This window comes from Cupriavidus sp. 22TCCZM04-2 (genome assembly GCF_057798895.1).
The window spans coordinates 1-21,958 of sequence record NZ_JBYOJS010000023.1 but is presented as its reverse complement, the minus strand read 5'-3'; the positions used below and the strand labels follow the sequence as shown (position 1 = coordinate 21,958).

General features: G+C 66.2%; 21 protein-coding genes and 1 pseudogene. 10 read left to right on the top strand and 12 right to left on the bottom strand.

The window, feature by feature from the left end; genetic code table 11:
• The first annotated feature begins 1 nt into the window (after position 1).
• Positions 2–1,048, top strand: coding sequence for a GGDEF domain-containing protein (locus AC3FKG_RS25685; protein ID WP_488744473.1), 1,047 nt, complete (start codon positions 2–4; stop codon positions 1,046–1,048).
• A gap of 51 nt (positions 1,049–1,099) precedes the next feature.
• Here the strand turns inward: AC3FKG_RS25685 and AC3FKG_RS25680 are convergent, their stop codons facing one another.
• Entirely contained in the window at positions 1,100–1,246 is a 147-nt protein-coding gene (locus tag AC3FKG_RS25680; protein WP_483711488.1) for a DUF3096 domain-containing protein, read from the bottom strand.
• Positions 1,247–1,377: 131 nt separating this feature from the next.
• Positions 1,378–2,505, bottom strand: coding sequence for a porin (locus AC3FKG_RS25675; RefSeq protein ID WP_488744472.1), 1,128 nt, complete (start codon positions 2,503–2,505; stop codon positions 1,378–1,380).
• Positions 2,506–2,833: 328 nt separating this feature from the next.
• Here AC3FKG_RS25675 and AC3FKG_RS25670 point away from each other — a divergent pair, with 328 nt between their 5' ends.
• Both AC3FKG_RS25670 and AC3FKG_RS25665 read left to right on the top strand, forming a co-directional pair.
• On the top strand, positions 2,834–3,883 hold the full coding sequence (locus AC3FKG_RS25670; RefSeq protein ID WP_488744471.1) for a cytochrome D1 domain-containing protein: 1,050 nt from the start codon (positions 2,834–2,836) through the stop codon (positions 3,881–3,883).
• 40 nt (positions 3,884–3,923) lie between these two features.
• Positions 3,924–4,466: a cytochrome b gene (locus AC3FKG_RS25665; RefSeq protein WP_488744470.1), complete on the top strand. Its 543-nt coding sequence runs from the start codon at positions 3,924–3,926 to the stop codon at positions 4,464–4,466.
• Between the two features lie 18 nt (positions 4,467–4,484).
• Here the strand turns inward: AC3FKG_RS25665 and AC3FKG_RS25660 are convergent, their stop codons facing one another.
• Both AC3FKG_RS25660 and AC3FKG_RS25655 read right to left on the bottom strand, forming a co-directional pair.
• Positions 4,485–4,712, bottom strand: a complete 228-nt coding sequence (locus AC3FKG_RS25660; RefSeq protein WP_488744506.1) for a hypervirulence associated TUDOR domain-containing protein — start codon at positions 4,710–4,712, stop codon at positions 4,485–4,487.
• Between the two features lie 164 nt (positions 4,713–4,876).
• The gene (locus tag AC3FKG_RS25655) at positions 4,877–7,330 is read right to left on the bottom strand and encodes a TonB-dependent receptor (RefSeq protein WP_488744469.1); all 2,454 of its coding nucleotides are present in this window, start codon (positions 7,328–7,330) and stop codon (positions 4,877–4,879) included.
• Positions 7,331–7,485: 155 nt separating this feature from the next.
• Here AC3FKG_RS25655 and AC3FKG_RS25650 point away from each other — a divergent pair, with 155 nt between their 5' ends.
• The 4 genes from AC3FKG_RS25650 to AC3FKG_RS25635 all read left to right on the top strand — a co-directional run bounded on the left by AC3FKG_RS25650 (position 7,486) and on the right by AC3FKG_RS25635 (position 11,800).
• Positions 7,486–8,838 carry a histidine kinase gene (locus tag AC3FKG_RS25650; RefSeq protein ID WP_488744468.1) on the top strand — a complete coding sequence of 451 codons (1,353 nt, stop codon included), beginning with the start codon at positions 7,486–7,488 and terminating at the stop codon, positions 8,836–8,838.
• Positions 8,835–9,455: a response regulator gene (locus AC3FKG_RS25645; protein WP_488744467.1), complete on the top strand. Its 621-nt coding sequence runs from the start codon at positions 8,835–8,837 to the stop codon at positions 9,453–9,455. Before AC3FKG_RS25650 ends, AC3FKG_RS25645 begins: the two co-directional genes overlap by 4 nt.
• A gap of 196 nt (positions 9,456–9,651) precedes the next feature.
• A complete protein-coding gene (locus AC3FKG_RS25640; protein WP_483711355.1) occupies positions 9,652–11,394 on the top strand; it encodes a PQQ-dependent methanol/ethanol family dehydrogenase in 1,743 nt (580 codons plus the stop codon).
• Positions 11,395–11,476: 82 nt separating this feature from the next.
• A complete protein-coding gene (locus AC3FKG_RS25635) occupies positions 11,477–11,800 on the top strand; it encodes a c-type cytochrome (RefSeq protein WP_488744466.1) in 324 nt (107 codons plus the stop codon).
• A gap of 62 nt (positions 11,801–11,862) precedes the next feature.
• Here AC3FKG_RS25635 and pqqE read toward each other — a convergent pair whose 3' ends face one another.
• The 5 genes from pqqE to pqqA form a co-directional block, all read right to left on the bottom strand.
• Entirely contained in the window at positions 11,863–13,032 is a 1,170-nt protein-coding gene (gene pqqE, locus AC3FKG_RS25630) for a pyrroloquinoline quinone biosynthesis protein PqqE (protein ID WP_488744505.1), read from the bottom strand.
• Positions 13,004–13,276, bottom strand: coding sequence for a pyrroloquinoline quinone biosynthesis peptide chaperone PqqD (pqqD, locus tag AC3FKG_RS25625; RefSeq protein ID WP_483711353.1), 273 nt, complete (start codon positions 13,274–13,276; stop codon positions 13,004–13,006). Before pqqD ends, pqqE begins: the two co-directional genes overlap by 29 nt.
• A complete protein-coding gene (gene pqqC / locus AC3FKG_RS25620; RefSeq protein WP_483711352.1) occupies positions 13,273–13,965 on the bottom strand; it encodes a pyrroloquinoline-quinone synthase PqqC in 693 nt (230 codons plus the stop codon). Before pqqC ends, pqqD begins: the two co-directional genes overlap by 4 nt.
• Positions 13,962–14,879, bottom strand: a complete 918-nt coding sequence (gene pqqB, locus AC3FKG_RS25615) for a pyrroloquinoline quinone biosynthesis protein PqqB (protein WP_488744465.1) — start codon at positions 14,877–14,879, stop codon at positions 13,962–13,964. Before pqqB ends, pqqC begins: the two co-directional genes overlap by 4 nt.
• Positions 14,880–15,050: 171 nt before the next feature.
• Positions 15,051–15,125 (bottom strand): pyrroloquinoline quinone precursor peptide PqqA, encoded by a 75-nt coding sequence (gene pqqA, locus AC3FKG_RS25610; RefSeq protein ID WP_009277446.1) that lies wholly within the window; start codon positions 15,123–15,125, stop codon positions 15,051–15,053.
• A gap of 83 nt (positions 15,126–15,208) precedes the next feature.
• Between pqqA and AC3FKG_RS25605 the strand changes: the two genes are divergently transcribed.
• Positions 15,209–16,150, top strand: a complete 942-nt coding sequence (locus AC3FKG_RS25605) for an alpha/beta fold hydrolase (RefSeq protein WP_488744464.1) — start codon at positions 15,209–15,211, stop codon at positions 16,148–16,150.
• 22 nt (positions 16,151–16,172) lie between these two features.
• On the opposite strand, the gene AC3FKG_RS25600 is transcribed toward AC3FKG_RS25605, so the two are convergent.
• Complete coding sequence (locus AC3FKG_RS25600) at positions 16,173–18,197, bottom strand: sigma-54-dependent Fis family transcriptional regulator (protein WP_483711349.1); 2,025 nt, start codon at positions 18,195–18,197, stop codon at positions 16,173–16,175.
• A 265-nt stretch (positions 18,198–18,462) separates the two neighbouring features.
• Between AC3FKG_RS25600 and pedF the strand changes: the two genes are divergently transcribed.
• A complete protein-coding gene (gene pedF, locus AC3FKG_RS25595; RefSeq protein ID WP_483711348.1) occupies positions 18,463–18,942 on the top strand; it encodes a cytochrome c-550 PedF in 480 nt (159 codons plus the stop codon).
• A 65-nt stretch (positions 18,943–19,007) separates the two neighbouring features.
• On the top strand, positions 19,008–19,904 hold the full coding sequence (locus AC3FKG_RS25590) for a substrate-binding periplasmic protein (RefSeq protein WP_488744463.1): 897 nt from the start codon (positions 19,008–19,010) through the stop codon (positions 19,902–19,904).
• Between the two features lie 69 nt (positions 19,905–19,973).
• Here AC3FKG_RS25590 and AC3FKG_RS25585 read toward each other — a convergent pair.
• Positions 19,974–20,039 (bottom strand): annotated as a pseudogene (locus AC3FKG_RS25585) (hypothetical protein); the annotation flags it as partial.
• A 390-nt stretch (positions 20,040–20,429) separates the two neighbouring features.
• Positions 20,430–21,830 (bottom strand): ISNCY family transposase, encoded by a 1,401-nt coding sequence (locus tag AC3FKG_RS25580; RefSeq protein ID WP_488743847.1) that lies wholly within the window; start codon positions 21,828–21,830, stop codon positions 20,430–20,432.
• Positions 21,831–21,958: the final 128 nt, after the last annotated feature.

Below are 21,958 nucleotides of genomic sequence, written 5' to 3'. Positions count from 1 at the left end.
CATGAACAGCCCGGAATCGTCTCACATCCTTCTTCAGGCAGCATTCCTGCGGCATGAGGAAACCCTGGCACGGAACCAGCACGTTTTCGGAGATGGCGACGGCGCCGTCTACCGGACGCTGCTGGAATCGACCAAGGCCATCCCGTGGAGAATCGACTGGGCCACCATGACGTTCACCTATATCGGCCCGCAGATCGAAGCCTTGCTCGGGTGGGCACCGTCGAGCTGGCAGACCGTGAACGACTGGGCCGAGCGCATGCACCCCGACGACCGCGCCGCCGTGGTCGAATTCTGCGTGGCGCAGTCGCAGAGCGGCACCGACCACGAGGCCGACTACCGCGCGCTGACGCGCGACGGTGGCTACGTCTGGCTGCGCGACGTGGTGCACGTGGTGCGCAACGAGCGCGGCGAGGTCGATGCCCTGGTCGGCTTCATGTTCGACATCAGCGAACGCAAGCGCACCGAGCAGGAACTGGCGCGCCTGCAGAAAGAGCTCGAAGACCTCTCATTTCGCGACAGCCTGACCGGCATTGCCAATCGACGCATGTTCGACCGCACGCTGGAGCGCGAATGGGCCGCAGGCCAGGCGTCGGGCAAGCCGCTGTCACTGATCCTGGCCGATATTGACTTTTTCAAGTCGTACAACGATTACTACGGCCATCTGCAGGGCGATGCCTGCCTGAAGCGCGTCGCCGGCCTGCTGCAGCAGGCTGCCGGACCGGACGCCTTCGTGGCGCGCTTCGGCGGCGAGGAATTCGTGCTGGTCCTGCCTGATACCGGCGCCGACGCCGCGGTGCTTACCGCGGAGCGTTGCCGCGAGCTGATTGCCGGGCAGACGATCGCGCACGTCCGCTCGCCGTACAACCAGTGCGTGACGGCAAGCTTTGGCGTGGGCACCGTGGTGCCGACTGACCGCGAAGACACGGCGACATTCGTCAATCTGACCGACGCGCAGCTCTACCATGCCAAGGACAATGGCCGGAATCGCATCGCTGCGGTGGACCGCGCGGGCAGGGGAGGCGAGACGTTCAAGGTGTATTCCCGCTGACGGATTCTCCGTCCGGGGCTGCCACCGTCACTGGCGGGTCACGGCTTGCGCTCAGTGCAGGTGTCCGCCAAACAGTCCCAGCAGTCCGATGACGATCAGGTAGATGGCGACGATGTAGTTGAGCAGTCGCGGCATGATCAGGATCAGGATGCCGGCGATCAGCGAAATGAGAGGCCCGGCGCTGGTGATGACAGTGATGTCTTTCATGATGCTCTCGCTATGAGCTGCCATGACATCAGTCTCGCGTCGTATGGCCGGGGTGGGATATCCGAGGATGTCCTACACGCGACCAACCCGCGCCGGGCGGACGCGGGCCGCGTCCGTGCCGGTCAGAACGAATGCTTCATTCCGGCACCCACCAGCAGCGTCTTTGCGCCGGGTGCGGTACCTCCGGCAACGATGGTGGTCTTCAGGCCCTCGAGCGAATCGGCGGTACCCACCGAGCCCGCGTCGACATACGCCAGTTGCGTGTACAGCGTGGTGCGCTTGGAGAACGAATAGTCGTTGCTCAGTACCACTGACCGGGTCGAGCTGTTGTGTGCATCGCTCTTGTAGTGGCTGTAGTAGCCGGCGAGGGTGGTCGTGTTGTTGCCGTTCCAGCTGTAGTCGATCCCGGCGCCGGCCGACTGGACCGTGGAGATGCGCGCCCCGCTCGTGGCATTGCTGGCGATATCCATGTAGTTCAGCCTGCCGTGGAAGGCGCCGCCGAATGGCACCGCGATGCCGGCGCTCCAGAGCCGGCTGACGGTCGATCCGCTGGTGCTGTCCTTCATCGCCTGATAGCCGAGGGCGACGGTTGCCGGGCCACTGTAAGTCGCACCGAGCGAGACTTCATTGCCCTTGTTCATGCTGCCGGGCATCTCGCCGAACGAGTAGGCACCGGCCACCCAGACCGGACCGAAGCTGTTCGAGTACTGCACGGCGTTGCCGATGAACACGCCGATGTCGTTGCCGCTGTTGGCACCCGCATTCAACGCGTTGCCGGGAGCCGAGAGCTGGTTGTAGGCCCAGGCGTACAGGTTGGAGAACTGCTCCTTGAAGCCGCGCGCTTCCGTGCCGATGACACCGATCAGCGCCGGGCTGTACTGGCGTCCCAGCGTGATGGTCCCCCAGTTGCTGATGAGGCCGACGTTTGCCTCGCGGCGGAAAAGCTCCGCCCCAAAGCCAGGTCCGCTCGTCAGCTCGCCGGTATCGCTGCTGAAATGCCCCTGGAGGTTGAAGGCAGCCTTCAGCCCGCTGCCAAGGTCCTCCACGCCCTTCATGCCCCAGATGCTGGGGCTGATGCCGCCCGACCTCAACTCCGTGAGGCTGCCTGTGTTGTTCGCGCTCTTGTTGCGGTACTGAACTCCGGAGTCGACGGTGCCATAAAGCGTCACCGTCGATTGCGCCATGGCCGTGCTCGCGGCACAGGCCATGGCAATTGCGCCGAGGGTTCCCAGCATGTCATTGCGCTGCATGAAGTCTCCTTTTTTTATTGGGACCGGTGAGGTCTCCATTGCCAAGTCAGTGCCAGAAGTTCGATTCGAATGGGGCCTGGCACCGGCCGCGCCTCTGCAAGGTGCGTACCAGGGACGACCCGACGACGGGGCGCTCGTTCCCATGGCATGGGGCCAGCGTCCGGTGTGACATGGCAGAGCAACCGCACAACAACTGTTCCGTCCTGAGACAGCTTGCGGCGAGGGCCGGGCAGGCTTCCTCCCGTTCTGCGCCTGCTTCACGGATGGCCTGCATCTTGCTGTGCGCAAGCGCCATTGATGCGGCCCACAACACAAGGAGAGCGAGACTGTGAATCCACTGATCCGTTGCATCGGCCTGGCGGCGTGCAGCCTGGTACCGGCATTGCCGGCGCATGCCGCCGTGGGCGGGGTCGCTTATGTCACCAATCAAGGAGGCGGCGTCACCGTGCTGGACACGCGCACCTTCAGGCCAATCGCCGACATCGCGGTAGGACGCGACCCGCGCGGCCTGGCGGTGTCGCAGGATGGCCGCTGGCTGCTCACTGCCAACCAGGGGAGTTCGGACGTGTCGGTGGTCGACACCGGCACGCGCGAGGAAGTCAGGCGCATTGCGATCGGCAAGAACGTCGAATTCATGCGGATCTCGCCCGACGGTCGCCGTGCGTTCGTGACCTATGAGCCCTCCTCGCGCGGCGGACCGCAGGGCAGGGAACGCAAAGACGGGAAGGAGGGCGACGAGACCCCGGCCGAAGTGGCCGTGGTCGACCTCGGCCAATGGCGCGTGGTCGGCCGTATCCAGGCGGCGCGTGAAACCGAGGGCATCGAGTTCTCGGCGGACGGGAAATTGCTGGTGGTAGCCAACGAAGGCGACGATACGCTGGTCGCTTACGACCTCGCGACGCTGCAAAAAACCAGGTCGATCGATGTATCGCCATATGGCAGCCGGCCGCGAGGGGTCAAAGTGGCGCCAGATGGAAAGACCTATGTGGTCACGATGGAAAACTCGGACAACCTGTTGCTGCTGGACGCCGGCCTCAAGCCGATCAGGACCGTGCCGACCGAACGCGGTCCCTATGGTGTCGCGTTTGACCGCGATGGCCGGTATCTCTGGGTTGCTGCCAGCCGCGCGGATCGCCTGCAGGTCTTTGACGCAAAGAGCCTGGCCCCCGTGGTGTCGGTCCCGGTCGGCAAGCGCTGCTGGCATTTCAGCTTCACCCCGGATGCGCAAAAGGTGCTGCTGGCCTGCGGGCGCTCGAACAGCCTGCAGGTGATCGACGCGCAGCGCTATGAGGTCGTCGATACGTTGCAGGGCTACAAAATGCCGTGGGGCGTGGTCACTTACCCGGTCATGGTGGGGAGCCTCGATGCGCCACGCTAGCGCAGTGGCACAAACGCGCGGGAAGGGATCTCCCACTGCGTTGCGTGCGTATGCGGGGATTCAGATCGCGCTGCATTGGGTGAGCGCCTTGTTGCTATTTGCCTTGTTCCCGCTGGGCTATTACATGACCACTCTGCCGCGGGGGGCGCCCGGAAAAGCCGAATGGGTCAATCTGCATAAGTCATTGGGGCTCACAGTCGCGCTCGTGATCGCGTGGCGGGTTGCCGAGCGGATCCGACGGCCCGAGCCGCCCCCCATGCCAGGGCTGCGCTGCTGGGAAGCGGAGGTGTCGCGCATCACGCACCGCGCGCGCTACCTGTGCATGGCCGTCATGCCGCTATCGGGCTATCTGGGATCCTCGTTCAACCAGTACGGCACGCGATTCTGGGGCTTGCCGCTGCCGCGCTGGGGCTGGCTCGATGCGAGCTTGCGGCAACTGTTCTACTCGGTGCATACCACGATGTCGTATCTTCTGCTTGGGCTGCTTGTCCTGCACGTTGCCGGCGTGATCAGGCACGAGTGCCTCGACGCCCAAGCCTGCCTGCGGCGCATGCTGCCGGGCAGGCGCGATCGTTCCAGATAGGCGGCGGGGAGCGGGACATCACCTGCTGCCCTTGTGGGGTGTCAGTGCCAGCACTGCGCCCCGGTGGGCAGCGATATGGTCCGTCTTGTCGCTCTTGATTTCGTACTGCGGTTCGTCTTCTGAAGCACGATGGACATGTCCCTTATAGTCGAAATCCCGCGTATGGACGGCGATGATGGTCCCCGACACCCGGCCCGCCTCGGAATCCCAGCTGACATGGTCGCCGACCTTGAACCGCTTCGTCATGTTGTGAGCCCTTCGTTTATGCGGGGCGCTGTTACCGCCTGCAATCGACTGCATCGGACATCCCCTTGCTGATGCTTTCAGTCTAGTTCAGCAACCGTTCGGTCAGACTGACTCATTCTTGCTCACGCTTGAACAAAGCTGACTTGCTGCTAAGCCTGCCCCCGCTACATGCGGTACACCATACCCAGCCAGATGCTGCGCGGCGCCCCTGGCGCCACGAACAGCGCCGTCGCACTGTCTCCCGGCGCGACATGCGGCTGCACCAGCGTGCCGCCGGGAAACAGGTTGTTGGCGATCTGGCCGTAGGTCTCGTAGCGCCGATCGAACAAGTTGGCCACGCGGGCATAGAACTCGACGTGCTTGTTGACCTCGTATGTCGCGCGCAGGTTAACCGTGGCGTAGCCGGGTACGTGCCAGTTGGCCGCCTTGGGCGGCTGGCCCGGCTGCGGGTCGCTGCGCAGCCCGTCTTCGTTGCCGCTGGAAGCGCTGTCGGATACGGCGACGAGATCGGCGCCCAGCGTCAGTCCCGCCAGCGCTTGCCAGTCTGCACCGAACTTGAATGTGTGGCGTGGCAGTCCAGCTATGCGCACGCCGGGATGGACGTCGATGGTGCGCTCGCCGACCGCCAACTGCCCGGTCGACTGATAGGTCGCCTGCAGGTAGCTGTAGGCAAAGCGCAGCGTGACATCGCCCACGCGCTGGCGGGCCGTCAGGTCGAGGCCCTGGTTGCGGGTGCGGTCGAAGTTGGCGAAGTACCCCATCTGGGTGTTGGGCGCGCGCAGGAACAGGATGTCGTCGTGGTTGTCGATGCGGTAGAGCGTCGCGGTGACGTCCGTGTCCTTGCCGGGGCGCCAGCGCACACCGGCTTCATACGCGTGCGAGACCACCTGCTTTAGGTAGGGGTCCGCCTGCAGCCCGGCGGGCAGGCGGCACGGTTGCGCCGGATCGGCGCAGCCCAGTTCGAGTACCGTGGGCACGCGGTTGTTCTGCGCGTAGCCGCCAAACACCGAGACGCCGCCACCGAGCTTCTGCACCAGGCCCAGCGCCGGATTGAGGCGGCGGTAAGTAAAACTCTCGCGCGCCTGCTCGCTGCCATCGCTGTTTTGCAGGGTATTGCTCACCGTGGCGAGATTCCATCGTGCCGACGCCGTCAGGAACGTGCCTGGCGTCAGGGTCCAGGTGTCCGACAGGTACATGCCGAACGTGCGCGCGTTGCCGCCGACGCCCGAGACCAGGTTGTTGGGCGCATCGGGGTCGGCCACCGCGCCGCGGTCGTTGGTGAAGGCGCCAAGCTGGGCGTACTGCGAATAGGTCAGCCGGCTTCGGTCCAGGCTGATGCCGGCGTTGAGCACATGGCGCTCCGTCTCCCTGGCCAGGCTGAGCGCCACGCCCACGGTCTGCTGCCGCATATGGCTGGTGTTGACCACGGCGGGATGCAGTGCCGCCCCTTCGGCTCGGGTCACGCCGCAACTGTCGCCCCGCGCGCTGCCGTCGGCGTTGAAGCCGTCCTCGCAGGCTTCGGCATAGGTCTCGTAGTCGGGGTTGACGTCGCCGCTGGTGGTGTCGCGCCGGCTGTTGCGCACATAGGCCAGCGCGGCGGCGCTGGTCTTGTCGTCGAACCAGTGGCGGGCGTTGACGGCGACCTGCGTAACCTGGTTGCGGGTCTGGTCCGGATAGGTGTACACCGCGCGGCGATTCAGCTGGTAGATGTCCGGCTCGGTGGCATGGCCGCTCGCATGGTAGGCCGGTACCAGCCCGTTGCCGGTCAGCGTGCTGCGGCCGTGCAGCAGCGACACATCCAGGCTGTCGGTATCGCCCGCGTAGCCCGCCTTGGCAAAGATGTTCCCAAGCTGCCCCGACGAGTCGTCGCGCCAGCCGTGCTCCTGGAACAGCGTGCCGGCGGCAAAGGCATGCCAGCCGCCTGCGCTGCGCAAGCCCCCCGACAGGTCGGCGCGCTTGCGGTTGCCGCTGCCATAGGACAGGTCGGCAGTGAAGCCGGGCGAATCCAGGCCGGAGCGGGTCGTCATGGCCAGCGCGCCACCCAGGCTGTTCAGGCCATAGGCCGGGTTGGCGCTGGAGACCAGCGACACGCTTTGCAGCGCGGCCTCGGGGATCATGTCCCAGCTGATTACATCGCCGAAGGGCTCGTTGACGCGGATGCCATCGAGATAGACCGACAGGCCTTGCGGCACGCCCGCGATCGATGAAGCGCGGTAGCCGCGGTAGGTGATGTCGCTCTGGAACGGGCTGCCCTGGATATCGTTGACGTTGACCCCAGCCAGGTTGCGGCCCAGGTAGTCGGCCAGGTTGCCGGCGCGCGTGCCGTTCAGGTCATCGCCGCGCACGGTCTGCACCGTGTAGGGCACCAGTTTGCTGTCCACGCCGATGCCGGGCAGCGGCGCGGCCGCCACCACCATCACCTCCGGCAACACGGCACTGTCCTGTTTTGGAGCAGCAGTGTCCCATTGCGCAACAGCGGGGCGCTGCGCCAGCGCGGCCACGGCCAGGGCGATCGCCGTGGCCGTGCGGCAGCAGCGCTTGCCGCGCCGCGCCTGGGCGCGTTCAATGGCCTGCGGGATGGCCTGCAATGGCGGTGCAGGGAACGGGTTGGCTGGCATCTTGCATCTCCTCCGGAATCGGGACGCGCTGCCTGCGTTGGGCAGCGACTGGACCTGAACAAACTGAGGGGATGGGGAGCAGGTTCCGTACCGCGCGCAACGGGAAAAACTCCCGACCCCGCGCGGACTCCACCTTCCTCCGGAGGAGCACTGCCATGACGATGTTGCGTTTCCTGGCCAGCCGTGCGCTCTGGCTGTCCTGCGCCTGCCTCGGTTGCGCCTTGCTGGTGACGCTGTGGCTGGCGCAGCAGGCCATTGGCGAAGAGCGCAGCGGTGCCGCCGCCACGGCGCAAGTGATCGCGCGGCTGTCGGCGCTGCAGTCCGCCGGGCCGGCGGAGCGTGCGGCCCATCTCGCCGCGCTGCGCGCCATCAATCAATCGGCGCGCATGCGCCACCTGCGCCTGCACGTCGAGGACGCCGCCGGCCACGCGCTGGTGGAAACGGCGCCGAAAGCGGAGCTGGCCCACGCGGAAAGCCAATGGGACATCCGCGCGCGCGATGGCACGGTCTACCATGCCGCGCTGCGCTGGAACCCGGACAGTGAAGTGCGCGAGGCACGCCGCGACGTCATCGGCAACCTGGCGCTGCTGAGCGCGTACAGCGTGCTGTTGCTGGGCTGCCTGTCATGGCTGCTGCGCCGGGCGCTTGCGCCCTTGCAGCAGATTCTCGACGCCATTGGCCACTACGAGCGCAAGGACTACAGCCTGCGCCTGCCCGCCATGCGCATCCGCGAACTGGATCAGGTGCGCCGCGCGCTGAACCACCTGGCCGGCGCGCTGGCGCATCACCAGGCCGAGCGGCGCGCCCTGAGCCGCAAGCTGCTGGACGCGCAGGAATGCGAGCGTGCGCGGCTGGCGCGTGAATTGCACGACGAGTTCGGCCAGGTGCTGACCGCCATGCGCGCCGATGCCACCTACCTGGTGCGCAAGAGCGCGCACGCCCCAATGCTGCAGATCGTGGCCAACGACCTGGCCGGCCATTGCGCCCGGATCCAGGACGAAGTGCGACACCTGCTGCATCGGCTGCGCCCGCATGGCGCGCAGCCCGACGGACACGTCGCCTGCGTGGCCCGGCTGCTGCAGGACCTGGTGCGCGGCTGGCGTGGACAGCCGGGCCAGTCGGTGAGGCTCGATTGCGCCGTCGATCTTGGCGGCGCCGTGCTGGGGCCGGACCTGACCTTGACGCTCTACCGGATGACGCAGGAGGCGCTGACCAATGTCATGCGCCACGCCGGCGCCAGCCGGGCGTCGATCTGCATCGCAAGGAATGGTGACCAGGTCTGCTGGTGTGTGGAGGACGACGGCGCGGGCATCGGCAACATCGACGCAGCCCTGCAGCGCAGCCATGGCCTGCGGGGCATGCAGGAACGCGCCTGGGCGCATTGCGCCACGCTGCTGGTCGGGGATGCCGAACGCACCGGGGATAGGCGCGGTTGCCGGGTGAGCGCGAGCTTTCCGCTGCCCGCGCCCGAGCCATCACCGATGCAGGCACGGAGCCAGCCAGCATGAACACGATCGATGTGGTGATTGCCGACGACCACGCCGTGGTGCGCACCGGCTACCGGCGCCTGCTCGAACTGGACGAAGGCATGCGCGTGGTGGCGGAGTTCGGCGATGGCGATGCCGCCTACGACTGGCTGGTCCGTACACGGGCTGACGTGCTGATCCTGGACCTGTCGATGCCGGGCCGCGGCGGCCTGGAGATACTGCAGCGGCTGGGCGTGCGTGTGCCGGCGCTGCGCACGCTGGTGTTCAGCATGCACGACAGCGCTGCCGTCGTGATGCAGGCGATGCGCGCCGGCGCGGCGGGCTACCTGACCAAGAGCAGCGCCCCCGACGCACTGGTGGACGCGGTACGCAAGATCGCGGCGGGGCAGCAAGTGCTGTCCGATGACATTGCCGGTTTGGCCGACATGGGTGCGCAGCCGCCGCATTTCGCACTGTCGCCGCGAGAGTTCGACCTGTTTCGCCAGTTCGCGCGCGGCACCGCAATCGAGGACGTCGCCGCGCATTTCTGCCTCAGCACCAAGACCGTGGCCAACTACCAGACGCTGATCCGCAAGAAGATGGGGCTGGCCAACCGCGTCGAGATGCATCGCTATGCGGTGGCGCACGGCTTCGGCTGATCGCGGCCAATGCCGGTTGTTCAGTTCCGGAGCAGGTGCAACGCCATGTTGCGTGCTGACACAGCCCCCACGCCACCATGCGGCGGGAAGCGGCGGGTTGGCGCCGAAAACCGATTGGCATGGGAATTGCCAAGTGGGCCACTGGTTGCGGCGCAGTGGCGCACCGGTGGAAACGGAAAATAACGAGGAGAAGACAATGAGGACGTTACGAGTAGTGATGGCAGTGGCGGCGGCCGTGGCCACGCTGGCCGCGCAGGCGGCGGTGACCGATGCCATGATCGAGAACGATGCGAAGAGCCCCGGCGACGTGTTGTCATGGGGCATGGGACCGCAAGGCCAGCGCTATTCCGGGCTGACCCGCATCAACACCAGGAATGTCGGCGACCTGGTGCCGGCGTGGTCGTTCTCGTTCGGTGGCGAGAAGCAACGCGGGCAGGAAGCGCAGCCGCTGATCCACGACGGCAAGATGTTTGTCACGGCGTCGTACTCGCGCATCTACGCGCTGGATCTGAAGACCGGCAGCAAGCTGTGGAAGTACGAGCATCGGCTGCCGGAGGGCATCATGCCGTGCTGCGACGTGGTCAACCGCGGCGCGGCGCTCTACGACAATCTGGTCATCTTCGGCACGCTCGATGCGCAACTGGTCGCTCTCGACCAGAAGACCGGCAAGGTGGTGTGGAAGGAGAAGCTGGCGGACTATGCCGAGGGTTATTCGTACACGGCAGCGCCCCTGGTCGTCAAAGGCATGGTGCTCACGGGCATTTCGGGGGGCGAGTTCGGCGTGGTCGGCCGGGTCGAGGCGCGCGATGCCAAGACGGGGCAACTGGTATGGTCGCGCCCGGTGGTCGAAGGCCACATGGGCTACAAGTACGACAAGGACGGCAACAAGACCGAGAACGGCGTGACCGGCACCCAGAACGCCAGCTGGCCCGGCGAGACCTGGAAGACCGGCGGCGCCGCCACCTGGCTCGGCGGCACCTATGATCCGTCCACGGGGCTGGTCTATTTCGGCACCGGCAACCCCGGCCCGTGGAACAGCCATATCCGCAAGGGCGACAACCTTTACTCGGCGTCGACCGTCGCCATCGATCCGGCCACAGGGAAGATCGTCTGGCACTACCAGAACACCCCGAACGACGGCTGGGACTTTGACGGCGTCAACGAGTTCGTGACCTTCGACCTGGACGGGAAGCGCATGGGCGGCAAGGCCGACCGCAACGGCTTCTTCTATGTCAACGACGCGACCAGCGGCAAGCTGGTCAATGCGTTCCCGTTCGTGAAGAAGATCACCTGGGCCACCGGCATCGACCTGAAGACCGGCCGGCCCAACTACATCGACGAAGGCCGCCCCGGCGACCCGGCCGGCGGCACCGACCCGAAGAAGGGCAAGTCCGTGCTCGCCGCGCCCGGCTTCCTGGGCGGCAAGAACCAGCAGCCGATGGCATACAGCCCGCAGACGGGCCTGTTCTACGTGCCGGCCAACGAGTGGGCCATGGATATCTGGAACGAGCCCGTCAGCTACAAGAAGGGCGCCGCCTACCTCGGCGCCGGCTTCACCATCCATCCGCTGAACGAGGACTACATCGGCGCGCTGCGCGCGATCAACCCCAAGACCGGCAAGATAGTCTGGGAGGTCAAGAACAACGCGCCGCTGTGGGGCGGGGTCATGACCACTGCCGGTGGACTGGTGTTCTGGGGGACGCCGGAAGGCTTCCTGAAGGCCGCCGACGCCAGGACCGGCAAGGAGCTATGGAAGTTCCAGACCGGCAGTGGCGTGGTGGCGCCGCCGGTCACCTGGGAAGACAACGGCGAGCAATATGTGGCCGTGGTATCGGGCTGGGGCGGCGCCGTACCGCTGTGGGGCGGGGAAGTCGCCAAGCGCGTGAACTTCCTGGAGCAGGGCGGTTCGGTGTGGGTGTTCAAGCTGCATAAGGGCTGAATCCGGGCCGCTTGATGGCCAGACAAGGGCGTCGCCGCGGCGACGCCCTCTTATTTGCAACGTGATAGAGCGGGGAAGCGGTATGAAGAAGGAATGGATGGTATGCGTAGCGGCTTCGCTACTGCTGCCTGGGGTGGTTCTGGCGGGCACGGCGGCCGCTATGCAGCCCGTGGCGGACAAGAACGGATGCTTCGCCTGCCATGGCATGCAAACGAAGCTTGTGGGTCCCGGCTTTGCGGAGGTGGCGGCCAAGTACAAGGGGGACAGCGAGGCGGCCGAGCGGCTCGGCAAGAAGATCCGCGAAGGTGGCAAGGGTGTGTGGGGGCCGGTTCCCATGCCGGCGCACGGCAACCTGAGCGAGGCGGATGCCCGGAAACTGGCGGAGTGGGTGCTGAGCGTCTGGTAGGTAAGGGGCAGTGGGTGCGTGGCACTACGTCCGTAGTGCCACGCGCGCTGCGGGACATCCCATCATTCGTTGCCGCTGCCCAGTCGCAGCGAGTTGCCATCGCTGCGAAACACCATCGCTTGCACGTCGGTGTTCGGCTGCAGTGTGGCCAGCCGGCCCTGCAGCACGATTTCCTGGACCTTGCCATGCTCGCCGGACCGCTCGCACACCGGATCCGTCGCGGCGGGGTCGCCGGTCAGCAGGAGCGCCTGGCAGCGGCAGCCGCCATGGTCTTTCTCGCGATGGTCGCATGAGCGGCAGGGCTCCTGCATCCATCCGGTGCCGCGAAAGCGGCGGAACGCCTCGCTGTCGCGCCAGATCTCCCGCAGTCCATGCGCGGTGACATTCGGCAATGCCAGGCCGGGCAGCATCCGTGCCGCATGGCACGGCAGCGCGGTCCCATCGGGCGCCACGCCAAGGAAGGTCGTGCCCCAGCCATTCATGCACTTCTTGGGCTTGCCTTCGAAGTAGTCGGGCACCACGAACAGGATCTGGCACTGCCTGCCGACGCGCGCCCGATATTGCCTGACGACCGCCTCGGCTTCCAGCAACTGTTCCTGCGACGGCATCAATGCAAGGCGGTTGTGCCAGGCCCATCCGTAATACTGCGTGTTGGCCAGTTCAAGGTATTCGGCGCCCATCTGCAGTGCCATTTCGATGATGGTGCCGACATGCGGCAGGTTGTGCCGATGCAGCACGCAGTTCATCACCATCGGGTAGCCATGCGCCTTGATCAGCCTTGCCACGCGCTGCTTCAGGTCAAAGGTGCGGGTGCTGGACAGGAAGTCGTTGAGCTCGCGGGTGGAGTCCTGGAAGGACAGCTGGATATGGTCCAGGCCCGCTTCCCGCAACGCGGCGAGCCGGTCGTCGGTCAGGCCCACGCCGGACGTGATGAGGTTGGTATAGAAGCCCAGCCCGTGCGCGTGCCGCACCAGTTGTTCCAGGTCCTTGCGCAGCAGCGGCTCGCCGCCGGACAGGCCGAGCTGCACCGCGCCGAGCGCGCGGGCCTGGGTGAAGACCTCGCACCATTGCGCGGTATCGAGTTCCGCCGTGTGCCTGGCATAGTCGACCGGGTTGGAGCAGAACGCGCAGTGCAGCGGGCAGCGGTAGGTCAGTTCGGCCAGCAGCCACAGCGGCGGCCCGGGCTGCGTGGCGGCCGACGGCTCAGACCAGCCAGCCGCGTTCGGTTGCATGTTTGACAAAGGCATGTACCTCCGGGGCGATGCCCTGCACGCCGAAAGCGGCCTGCAGGTCGTCGATCAGCATGTCCAGCGTATGGCCGCCGTCGCAGCGCTGCAGGATGGCGGCGGCGCTGTCGTTGAGGGTGACCATGCCTTCCGGATACAGCAGTACCCAGCTTTGCTGGGCCTCTTCCCACTGCAGGCGGAAGGTCCGGTGCAGGACGGGGCGGGCGAGTTCTGGCGGATTGGCGGTCATGGATTGGCGAGCTGGATCGCGTCGAGCATCGACCAGAGGATGTCGAGCTTGAACTGCAGGATATCGAGCGCGCGTTGCTGTTGTTCCGGGGTGCGGAAGTAGCCCAGCGTCACGCGCAGGCCGTGATCGACATCGCGCTGTGCGAGCGGGATGCGCGAGCGGAAGTAGTCCAGCCCGGCGGCCTCGATCCACGGGTAGTGCGTGGGCCAGCCGGCCAGACGCTCCTTGTGGATTCCGGGCGCGAACATCTCGGTGAGCGACGAGCACACGGCTTCCTGCCACGGCGCGCGCCGCGCGAAGTTGACATAGGCATCGACGGCGAAGCGCACGCCCGGCAGCACGTGCCGTTGGTCGAGCAAGGCCTCGCGCTCCAGTCCCGCGGCCTGGCCCAGCCGCAGCCAGGCCTCGATGCCGCCGGGCCGGGTGTCGGTGCCGTCGTGGTCGAGGATGCGTACCACCCATTCGCGGCGCGTGTCGCGCTCGGGGCAGTTGGCCAGGATGGCGGCATCCTTGAGCGGGATGTTGGCCTGGTAGTAGAAGCGGTTCGCGACCCAGGCGCGGATCTGTTCAGGCGAGCACTGGCCGGCCGCCATGCGCTGGTTGAACGGATGGTGAATGTGGTACCCGCTTTCCCTGGCGCGCAGCCGCGCTTCGAATTCCGCGGGGTTCCATGCAGTGGCAGATGTCATAGCGCGATTTCCATGCCGTCGCAGGCCAGTTCGATGCCGTGCCGCGCCAGCACGGCGCGCTCCGGCGAGTCGTCCACCAGCACGGGATTGGTATTGTTGATGTGGATGAGGATCTTGCGGCTCGCGGGCAGCCGGTCGAGGATCTCGATCATGCCGCCGGGGCCCGACAGGGGCAGGTGGCCCATGTCGGCGGCGGCCTTGGCGGAGAAGCCGAGCGCCTGCATCTCGTCCTCGCGCCAGAAGGTGCCGTCCACCAGCACGATGTCCGCGCTGTGCAGTTCGGCGAAGACGTGGTCGTCGACGCTGCCCAGGCCTGGCGCGTAGAACGCCCGGCGGCCGCTGCGCCGGTCTTCGATGCGCAGGCCGATGTTGTCGCCGGTGCGCGGCGCGTGGCGGCCGGGCGAGTAGGGCGGTGCCTTGCTTTGGAGCGGCACGGCGGTCAGCACGACGTCCTCCAGCTGTGCTACCGAAAACGGCGTGCCGTCGCAGGGCAGCGTATGCGTCTGCAAGCCGCAGTAGTGCGACAGCATGCGGGTCAGCGGGAACGCGCTGCCCAGGTCGTCCAGCACCGCGGCGGTGGCATAGAGCGGCAAGGGCTGGCGGTTTTCGCGCAGCATCAGCAGGCCGGTGACGTGATCGATCTGCGCATCCATCAGCAGTACCGCGGCGATCGCGGTATCGCGCGGGGCGCGTGCCGGTTGCAGCGCGGGCGTCTGGCGCAGCTGCTGCAGGATGTCGGGAGAAGCGTTGACCAGGATCGAATCCGGTCCGTTGCCGAACAGCGCGATCGATGATTGCGTGCGCGGCGTGGCCCGCACGGTGCCCCGGCGGACGCCGTCGCAGTTGTGGCAATTGCAGTTCCACTGCGGAAAGCCGCCGCCGGCGGCCGACCCGAGTACCCGGATGGTTGTCATGGCGCGAGCGAGTTGGGGTGGATCATGGTCGCAAGGGGCAGGCGCGCGGGCCGCGAAGCCGGAGCCGATGCCGGCCCGGCTTCACGGTGCGTGCGTCGCGCCTGCGTACCGTGCGCCTGCGCTCGCGGCGGTCATGCCGGGACGCTGACATGTCGCCGCGCGCAGCGGGCTTCAGCGGTTGGCGATATACATCGTGATTTCGAAGCCCAGCCGCAGCTCGGTATAGGCAGGCGTGGTCCAGTTCATGTCTCTCTCCTTGGTTGGCATGTTTAGTGATAGTTCGACTTGGCGCGGCAGGCTGGCTGCCGCCTCCCTTCAAGGCAACATCCATGCCCGACTTGCCGCTCGCATCCGATTGCTTCTACCTGCGCACGCCCGATGCGCAGCGCCTGCATGTGCGGCTGGCCGGGCCACCGCATGGCGAGCCATGGCTGGTCCTGCACGGCGGTCCCGGCAGCGGTTGCTCGGCGGCGATGGCAGCGTGGTTCGATCCGCAACGGCACCGTGTCGTGATGCCGGACCAGCGCGGTGCGGGCAAGTCGCGGCCGACCGGTTCCCTGCGTCGCAATTGCGTGAGCGCGCTGCTTGCCGACATCGAGCAGCTGCGCCAGGCGCTGGGCATCAGGCGTTGGGGCGTGGCCGGTGGCTCCTGGGGCGCAGCGCTGGGGCTGGCCTATGCGGCGAATTACCCGGACGCGGTGGCGGCGCTGGTATTGCGGGGAACGTTCCTGACCGGGCGCGACGATGTCGCCAGCCTGTTCGCGCCGCGCCGCGGAGGCCGTCGCATGCTGCAACGCGTCACGCCGTGCGGCGAGCGCCTGCCGGATGCCCGTGCGGACCTGCTCACTGTGTCACGACTGTTGCAAAGTGGAACACCTGTCCAGAAATGGGACACCGCCGCGGCGTGGCGCGACAGTGAACTGGCTTTGCTGGGGCTGCCCGCGCGGCAAGCCTTGCGCCGCCCGTCACTGCGCACGCGGGAAGCGATGGTCGCCAAGTACCGTATCCAGTCACACTACCTGCGCAATCGCGCCGGTCTGGGCAAGCCGGGCCTGCTTCGGGCGGCGCAGACAATTGCCGCGCATGGCCTGCCAGTGACATTGCTGCACGGCCGGGCGGACGCGGTCTGCCGTCCCGCCAATGCCCGGCGCCTGCAGGCCGCCATGCCTGGCGCGCAGCTGCAGTGGGTCGACGGCGGGCACCTCGCCACAGGCGCGCTGGGCAGGGCGCTGGCCGCGTCGATCGCCGCGGCGCGCTGGCAGCGAGGGTGACAGCACGCCGAGACCGGAAAGATCAGTCCGGAGCTTGCGGCAGGCCGCGCGCCTCGTCCATCTTCCGGTAGACCGTGTTGCGCGAGATGCCCAGCGCCTTGGCCGCGGCCGAGATATTGCCGTGGTGCGCCTTGACGGTAGCCACGATGACCTGTGCCTCGACGTCGGCCAGCCGGGTCGGGGGTGTGCCCGGCTGGCCGGCCGGGCGCGCCACGGAAACCGATAAGCCGCGCCCTACGTGCCCGTCCGACAACGCCTGCTCCTGCCGCTCGCGCAGGTCGTCCAGGAAGTCGTCGGGCAGGTGGTCCTCGGTGATTTCGGCTTCGCCTTCGGCCATCAGGCGTGCCGTGCGCAGCAGGTTGCCGAGCTGGCGCATATTGCCCGGCCAGTGATAGCGGCGGAACAGTTCCATCACGGAATCCCGAATGCGAGGCGGTTCCCCGCCGGCCTGGCCCTGGTCCTGGCGCAGCAGCTTGCCCGCCACCACGTCGAGGTCGCTGCGCTCGCGCAGGGCGGGCAGGCGCACCACGAGCCCGTTCAGGCGGTAGTACAGGTCTTCGCGGAACTGGCCGGCGGCGACCATCTCGCGCAGGTTGCGGTTGGTGGCGCACACCACCAGCACATCGACCTGGATCACCTTGCTGCTGCCCAGCGGCTGGACGGCGCGCTCCTGCAGCGCGCGCAGCAACCGCCCCTGCAAGTGCAGCGGCATGTCGCCGATCTCATCGAGGAACAGCGTGCCGCCGTTGGCCAGGAGCATCTTGCCGATGCCGCCCTTCTTGCGGGCGCCGGTAAAGGCGCCTTCCTCGTAGCCAAACAGTTCGGATTCGATCAGGTTCTCCGGAATCGACGCACAGTTCACCGCGATGAACGGCCCTGCGTGCCGCGGGCTGTCCGCGTGGATCGCGCGCGCCATCAGCTCCTTGCCGGTGCCGGTTTCACCCAGCACCATCACCGGTATGTCCTTGCCGATGACCTTGCGCAGCTTGCCGATCACGGTCCGGATCTGCGCGTCGCCGGTGTCCAGGTCAGCCAGTCCTTCCGGCCGGGGCGGGGCGGCATAGAGGCGGCGCGGCGCCGTGACGGCATCCATGGTGCCAGCGGCCACTGCGGCCGTGCCGGGCATCGAAGCGGGGCTCGATTTCCATTCCACGCGCGCGCTGACCTTGACGCCGCTCGGCAGTTGCAACTGCACGATGCCGGCCGGCGCGCCGCGCACCGCATCGAAGAGCAGGGACATCGGCATCCCGAACAGCGAAGAAAAGGTGTGCGCCTGAAGCGCCGCAATGGACAGGCCCAGCTGGAACTGTCCGCTGCGGTTCGAGGACAGGAAGCGCCCGCCGGGCGTGAACGAGACGATGCCTTCCACCAGCGTGCCCAGGAACTCCGCGCGCGAATGGAAGCGGATGCACACCATGTCGCGGAACGCGTTGCCGAACAGCTGGTTCTCGATCATCTGCGCCGACATCCGCACCAGCGCCATGGTGTGCTTGTGGAAGCCACGCTGGTCGCCGGTCACGTCGAGCGCGCCCACGGTCTTGCCGTAGGGGTCGAGGATGGTCATGCAGGAGCAGGTCAGGAACTGATTGGCTTCCAGGAAATGGTCGGCGCCGTGGACCAGCGTGGCGCGGTTTTCGGCCAGCGCGGTGCCGATGGCATTGGTGCCGCGGCTCTCCTCCGACCAGTCCGCGCCCGCGCGCAGCGCGACCTTGTCGGCCCGGGCCAGGAAATCGTCGTCGCCCAGCGAGTGCAGGATCAGGCCATCGGCATCGGTCAGGATCACCATGCTCTGCGTGTTCACGATCTGGTCGTAGAGCGTTTCCATCACCGGCAGCGCGTAGGTAAACAGGGACTGGCTGCGTTCGATCCGGGTTTTCAACTCGCTTTGCAGCACGGGGCAGAAGTCCGGCGACTCATAGGGGCGCAGGCCATAAGACGTGGAACGCTGGTGGGCCAGGGCAATCTGCTCGGCGCGCTCGGGCTGGCCGGCCAGATCGCCCGCATTGCCGGACGCGGCAGGGTAGCCGGGCTCCGCTGGGGTGGTCATGTCTGGATCTCCTGTGGAATAGTCGCCCGCGATTATTTTTGCGCGGGTCGCTGTCGTCGCCTTCATCGCCGTGGCTGGGGTGCGGTCGACAGTGTTGCGTCATGTAGCAAAACGCTTGCCAGTATGTGGCATTCCAGGACACCTCCGTGGCGATGGTGCGCTGCACGCGCCGGGAGCCGGTGTCCGAAAGCCTGCTGCGGGGCTGGTATGGCTCTTGCGGAAGCGGTGGCAAACAAAACCTCATCCACCACTGTAGGAGACATCCATGAAATCGCAGCGCCGCCTGCTTGCCTTGTTCTCGCTGTGCGCCTTGCTGGGCACCGCCCCCGCCATAACCGCATGGGCCCACGGCGATGTCACGCCGCAAGCGGTCGACACCAGGACCTTGCCACAGCTTGGCGGCGAATGGCGTCCGGATAACCCCTATCGCGCCGGCGCCGAACAGCAGGAGGCCCAGCGCATCGGCAGCTCGGCCTATAACCAGAACTGCGCGCGCTGCCACGGACTGGAGGCGGTGTCCGGCGGCATCGCTCCCGACCTGCGCAAGCTCGATGGCGATTGCATGTCGCTGGCCGATGCCAAGAAGAAGCAGGCCTGCATCGGCGAGATCTCGCAGTACTTCACCACCACCGTGCGCAAGGGCCGCACCCGGGATGGCCGTGTCTACATGCCGCCTTTTGACGGCGTGCTGAGCCAGGAAGCCGTGTGGGCGATCAAGACCTATCTGGAGTCGCGGCGCGAGTGAGGCGGCGCAGTCCGTCAGCGAACCCCTGTTTCAGAAGCGTCGTTTCCACATTGAGGAGAAACCCGATGTCACTGCCCATGTCACCGCGGCTTTGTCCGGATCCGGCCGCGCCGGCCGGTACCCGGCGCGGGTTTTGCGGCGCCTTGCTGGCGGCTGGCGCGCTGCTTTGTACCCGGCCGGCAATGGCAGACCTGGCCCGCATCCGCCAGAGCGGCACGCTGAAGGTAGCGGTCTACAAAGGCTTGCCGCCGTTCTCGGCGGCCGCGGGCAACCAGTATGACGGCATCGACGTGGCGCTGGCCAAAGCCCTGGCTGGCGAGTTGGGCATGCAACTATCGCTTTTGCCGTTCGATGCCGACGAAGACATGGCCGACGACCTGCGCTCGATGGTCTGGCGTGGCCATTATCTCGGCTATGGCCCGGCGGACGTGATGCTGCACGTGCCGGTCGACCGCGCCTTCATGCGTGCCAACGACAAGGCGCTGATCTTCGCGCCGTACTACCGCGAAACCATCGTGCTGGTGCGCGACCGCGAGCGCGTGCCGGACCTGCGCGGCCTGGAAGACCTGGGCGGGCAGGCCACCGGCGCCACCGCGGGGTCCGCCGGTGCCAATGCCTTGTTGTCCGGCGCGGGCGGCGCCCTGCGTGACCGGGTGAAGATCTACCCCGAGGCCGACGAAGTCCTGCGCGCGCTGTTTTCCGGCGACATCGCCGCTGCCATGGTGACCCGCGCGCAATACGAGAGCGCGCTGAAGGCCACAAATCAGTCCGCTTCGCGCTTTGCCGCGGCTGACATCGCTTCACCGCTGTTGCCGCCACGCGGATGGGCCATCGGCATGGCCATCAAGGCTGACGACAAGCCCCTGGCCGAAGCGCTGGAGAATGCACTGCAGGCGCTGCGGCGAAAGGGGGAACTGGCCCACATCTTCGCCAGCCAGGGAGTGACATTGCAGGAGCCATAAGGAGAGGGGGCGATTGCTGTCACGGCCGCGTTTGCGCGAGCCTAGGCCACTGGGACCGTCCTCGCGGTAGCGCAGCACCAGACGTTCCACCTGACGCCGGGACAGGCCGAGCTTCTCGGCGGCGCGCCAGACCATCAGGCCGTCCTGCACGGCGGCCTCGATGATCTTGCAGGGATCCAGTCCCGCATGCTCATGGTGATCGTGTCGGGTCGGCCCATGATCGCGCTCCTGGCTGGGCAACAAGGCCGCCAGCTTGGCATGATCCGGGACGGGGGTACGACATTTCTATTTGGCTCAAATGCGACATTACTATTTGGGGCCAACAACGTTTGTCGAGGCAAAGTTGAAATGTCCGGGCTCCAGCAAAGTTGAAATGTCCGGTTGTCCGGCGTCTTTTCAGCTTGTTTGTTCAGTCTTTTGGGGTTCCCGTAGGGCGGTGGTGCTGGCCTGACACGACGGAGTCCAGCTCAGGGTGGGGCTGTCATTCCAGCAGGGCGGATTTGAATTCCCAGGAGTAAGCGGAAATCAGTTCTCAGTTCCGTTAAGCGGCCACGGTTGCTGCTGTAAGCGTTTTAGCGCTTCCAACATGTCGTTCTGATCCAGCGAGCGCTGTGACTTCTTGCCTGGCGGTCGCCCACGCTTGCGGACAACGCCTTCGGTGGCAGGCAAAGAGAGAGATCGCGTGTTGTCGCGTTTCTCCTGAACGTACTGCGCCAGTTGCAATACGTGCCCCAGCCGCTTGTTATCCACGATTGCCCCCTGATCGACTTCCGACAGCTTGTCGTAGATGGTGTAGGGCAGGGCGACGCCATTCGCGCGTGGCTCGATCCTGCCGTCGGGGTAGTGATAGACGTCGATATAGCGACCGGCCAACTTCCGATGCTCGGGTGTATCTGCCAGCAGGTAGAGCATCTTGTCGTACTGGATCGTCAGGCTCTTGGAGACGCAGCGCGGCTCGCGCCAGGCGAAGATCAGATCCAGGTTCTCGTCCGGTCGCAGCGGACGATGGGCGTTATGGCTGTTGCGCGGGACCTTGGCGAAGCGCGCGTTGTAGTCCGCGATGAATTCGGGCATGAAGGCGTTGGCAGCTTCCATGGTGCTGATATTGCGAAGGCGCAGTTCCTTGACCAAGCGGTCCTGTAACGTCAGGTGGGTCCGTTCGACGCGGCCCTTGGCCTGGCTGCTGTTGGCGCAGATGCCCTCGATGTTCAGCTCGAACAAGGCCCGGGAAAACTGGGTATGGCCATCGCCGCCGGTCGCGTTCGGCTTGTTGACTCGGAACACGCTGGCCTTATCGCTGTAGAACGCCACGGGCTTGCCATGGCGCTCCAGATAGGCGCGCGTCGCGGCGAAGTATGTGAACGTGGCCTCGGAATGGGTAAAGCGCAGCTCCATGATCCGGCTGGTGGCGTCGTCGACATAGACCAGCAGCGTGCTGGCCGGCGCGCGTTCCTCAAACCAGCGGTGATCGCAGCCGTCGATCTGAATCAGCTCGCCATAGCAGGCACGGCGGTTGCGCGGCTGGTAGACCTTCGGCGGCCGCTGTTTGCGCGGTATCCAAAGCCCAGATGCCGTCATCAGGCGGCGTATCGTTTCCTTGGACAACGTGAGTCCATGGCGTTCGCGCAGCTTCTCGCAGGCCAGCGTCGGCCCGAAGTCGACGTAGTGTTCCCGGATCAGGTTCAGCGCCGCGGCTTCACGGTCGGCCGGCAGCCGGTTGTTGCTCGGGCGGCCGCGCTTGCGGGTCACGAGCCCTGACGGGCCTTCTTGCCGGTAGCGCTCCAGCAACCGCCGCAATTGCCGGTCCGTGATCTCCAACCGTTCGGCGGCCACACCAGGCCGTAACTGACCATCCACGACCGCCTGGACGGTCTTGAGCCTGTCTAACTCATGCATGCTGACTGTAATGACCTCGGATTTAGCCATCCTCTGGCGTCTCCATCGTGTTTCAACCGGGCAGGCTGAATACCACGAATGGACCACTCAGGCGGACATTTGAACTTTGCCAAAACCGGACATTACAACTTTGCCGCTACAACGTTGTCACGCATAAT

Bases quoted from the DNA above. Each gene is read 5' to 3' on its own strand.
- AC3FKG_RS25685 (WP_488744473.1), top strand. From the start codon at position 2: ATGAACAGCCCGGAATCGTCTCACATCCTTCTTCAGGCAGCATTCCTG.
- AC3FKG_RS25675 (WP_488744472.1), bottom strand. From the start codon at position 2,505: ATGCAGCGCAATGACATGCTGGGAACCCTCGGCGCAATTGCCATGGCC.
- AC3FKG_RS25660 (WP_488744506.1), bottom strand. From the start codon at position 4,712: ATGACGAAGCGGTTCAAGGTCGGCGACCATGTCAGCTGGGATTCCGAG.
- AC3FKG_RS25655 (WP_488744469.1), bottom strand. From the start codon at position 7,330: ATGCCAGCCAACCCGTTCCCTGCACCGCCATTGCAGGCCATCCCGCAG.
- AC3FKG_RS25650 (WP_488744468.1), top strand. From the start codon at position 7,486: ATGACGATGTTGCGTTTCCTGGCCAGCCGTGCGCTCTGGCTGTCCTGC.
- AC3FKG_RS25645 (WP_488744467.1), top strand. From the start codon at position 8,835: ATGAACACGATCGATGTGGTGATTGCCGACGACCACGCCGTGGTGCGC.
- AC3FKG_RS25640 (WP_483711355.1), top strand. From the start codon at position 9,652: ATGAGGACGTTACGAGTAGTGATGGCAGTGGCGGCGGCCGTGGCCACG.
- AC3FKG_RS25635 (WP_488744466.1), top strand. From the start codon at position 11,477: ATGAAGAAGGAATGGATGGTATGCGTAGCGGCTTCGCTACTGCTGCCT.
- pqqE (WP_488744505.1), bottom strand. From the start codon at position 13,032: ATGCAACCGAACGCGGCTGGCTGGTCTGAGCCGTCGGCCGCCACGCAG.
- pqqD (WP_483711353.1), bottom strand. From the start codon at position 13,276: ATGACCGCCAATCCGCCAGAACTCGCCCGCCCCGTCCTGCACCGGACC.
- pqqC (WP_483711352.1), bottom strand. From the start codon at position 13,965: ATGACATCTGCCACTGCATGGAACCCCGCGGAATTCGAAGCGCGGCTG.
- pqqB (WP_488744465.1), bottom strand. From the start codon at position 14,879: ATGACAACCATCCGGGTACTCGGGTCGGCCGCCGGCGGCGGCTTTCCG.
- AC3FKG_RS25605 (WP_488744464.1), top strand. From the start codon at position 15,209: ATGCCCGACTTGCCGCTCGCATCCGATTGCTTCTACCTGCGCACGCCC.
- AC3FKG_RS25600 (WP_483711349.1), bottom strand. From the start codon at position 18,197: ATGACCACCCCAGCGGAGCCCGGCTACCCTGCCGCGTCCGGCAATGCG.
- pedF (WP_483711348.1), top strand. From the start codon at position 18,463: ATGAAATCGCAGCGCCGCCTGCTTGCCTTGTTCTCGCTGTGCGCCTTG.
- AC3FKG_RS25590 (WP_488744463.1), top strand. From the start codon at position 19,008: ATGTCACTGCCCATGTCACCGCGGCTTTGTCCGGATCCGGCCGCGCCG.
- AC3FKG_RS25580 (WP_488743847.1), bottom strand. From the start codon at position 21,830: ATGGCTAAATCCGAGGTCATTACAGTCAGCATGCATGAGTTAGACAGG.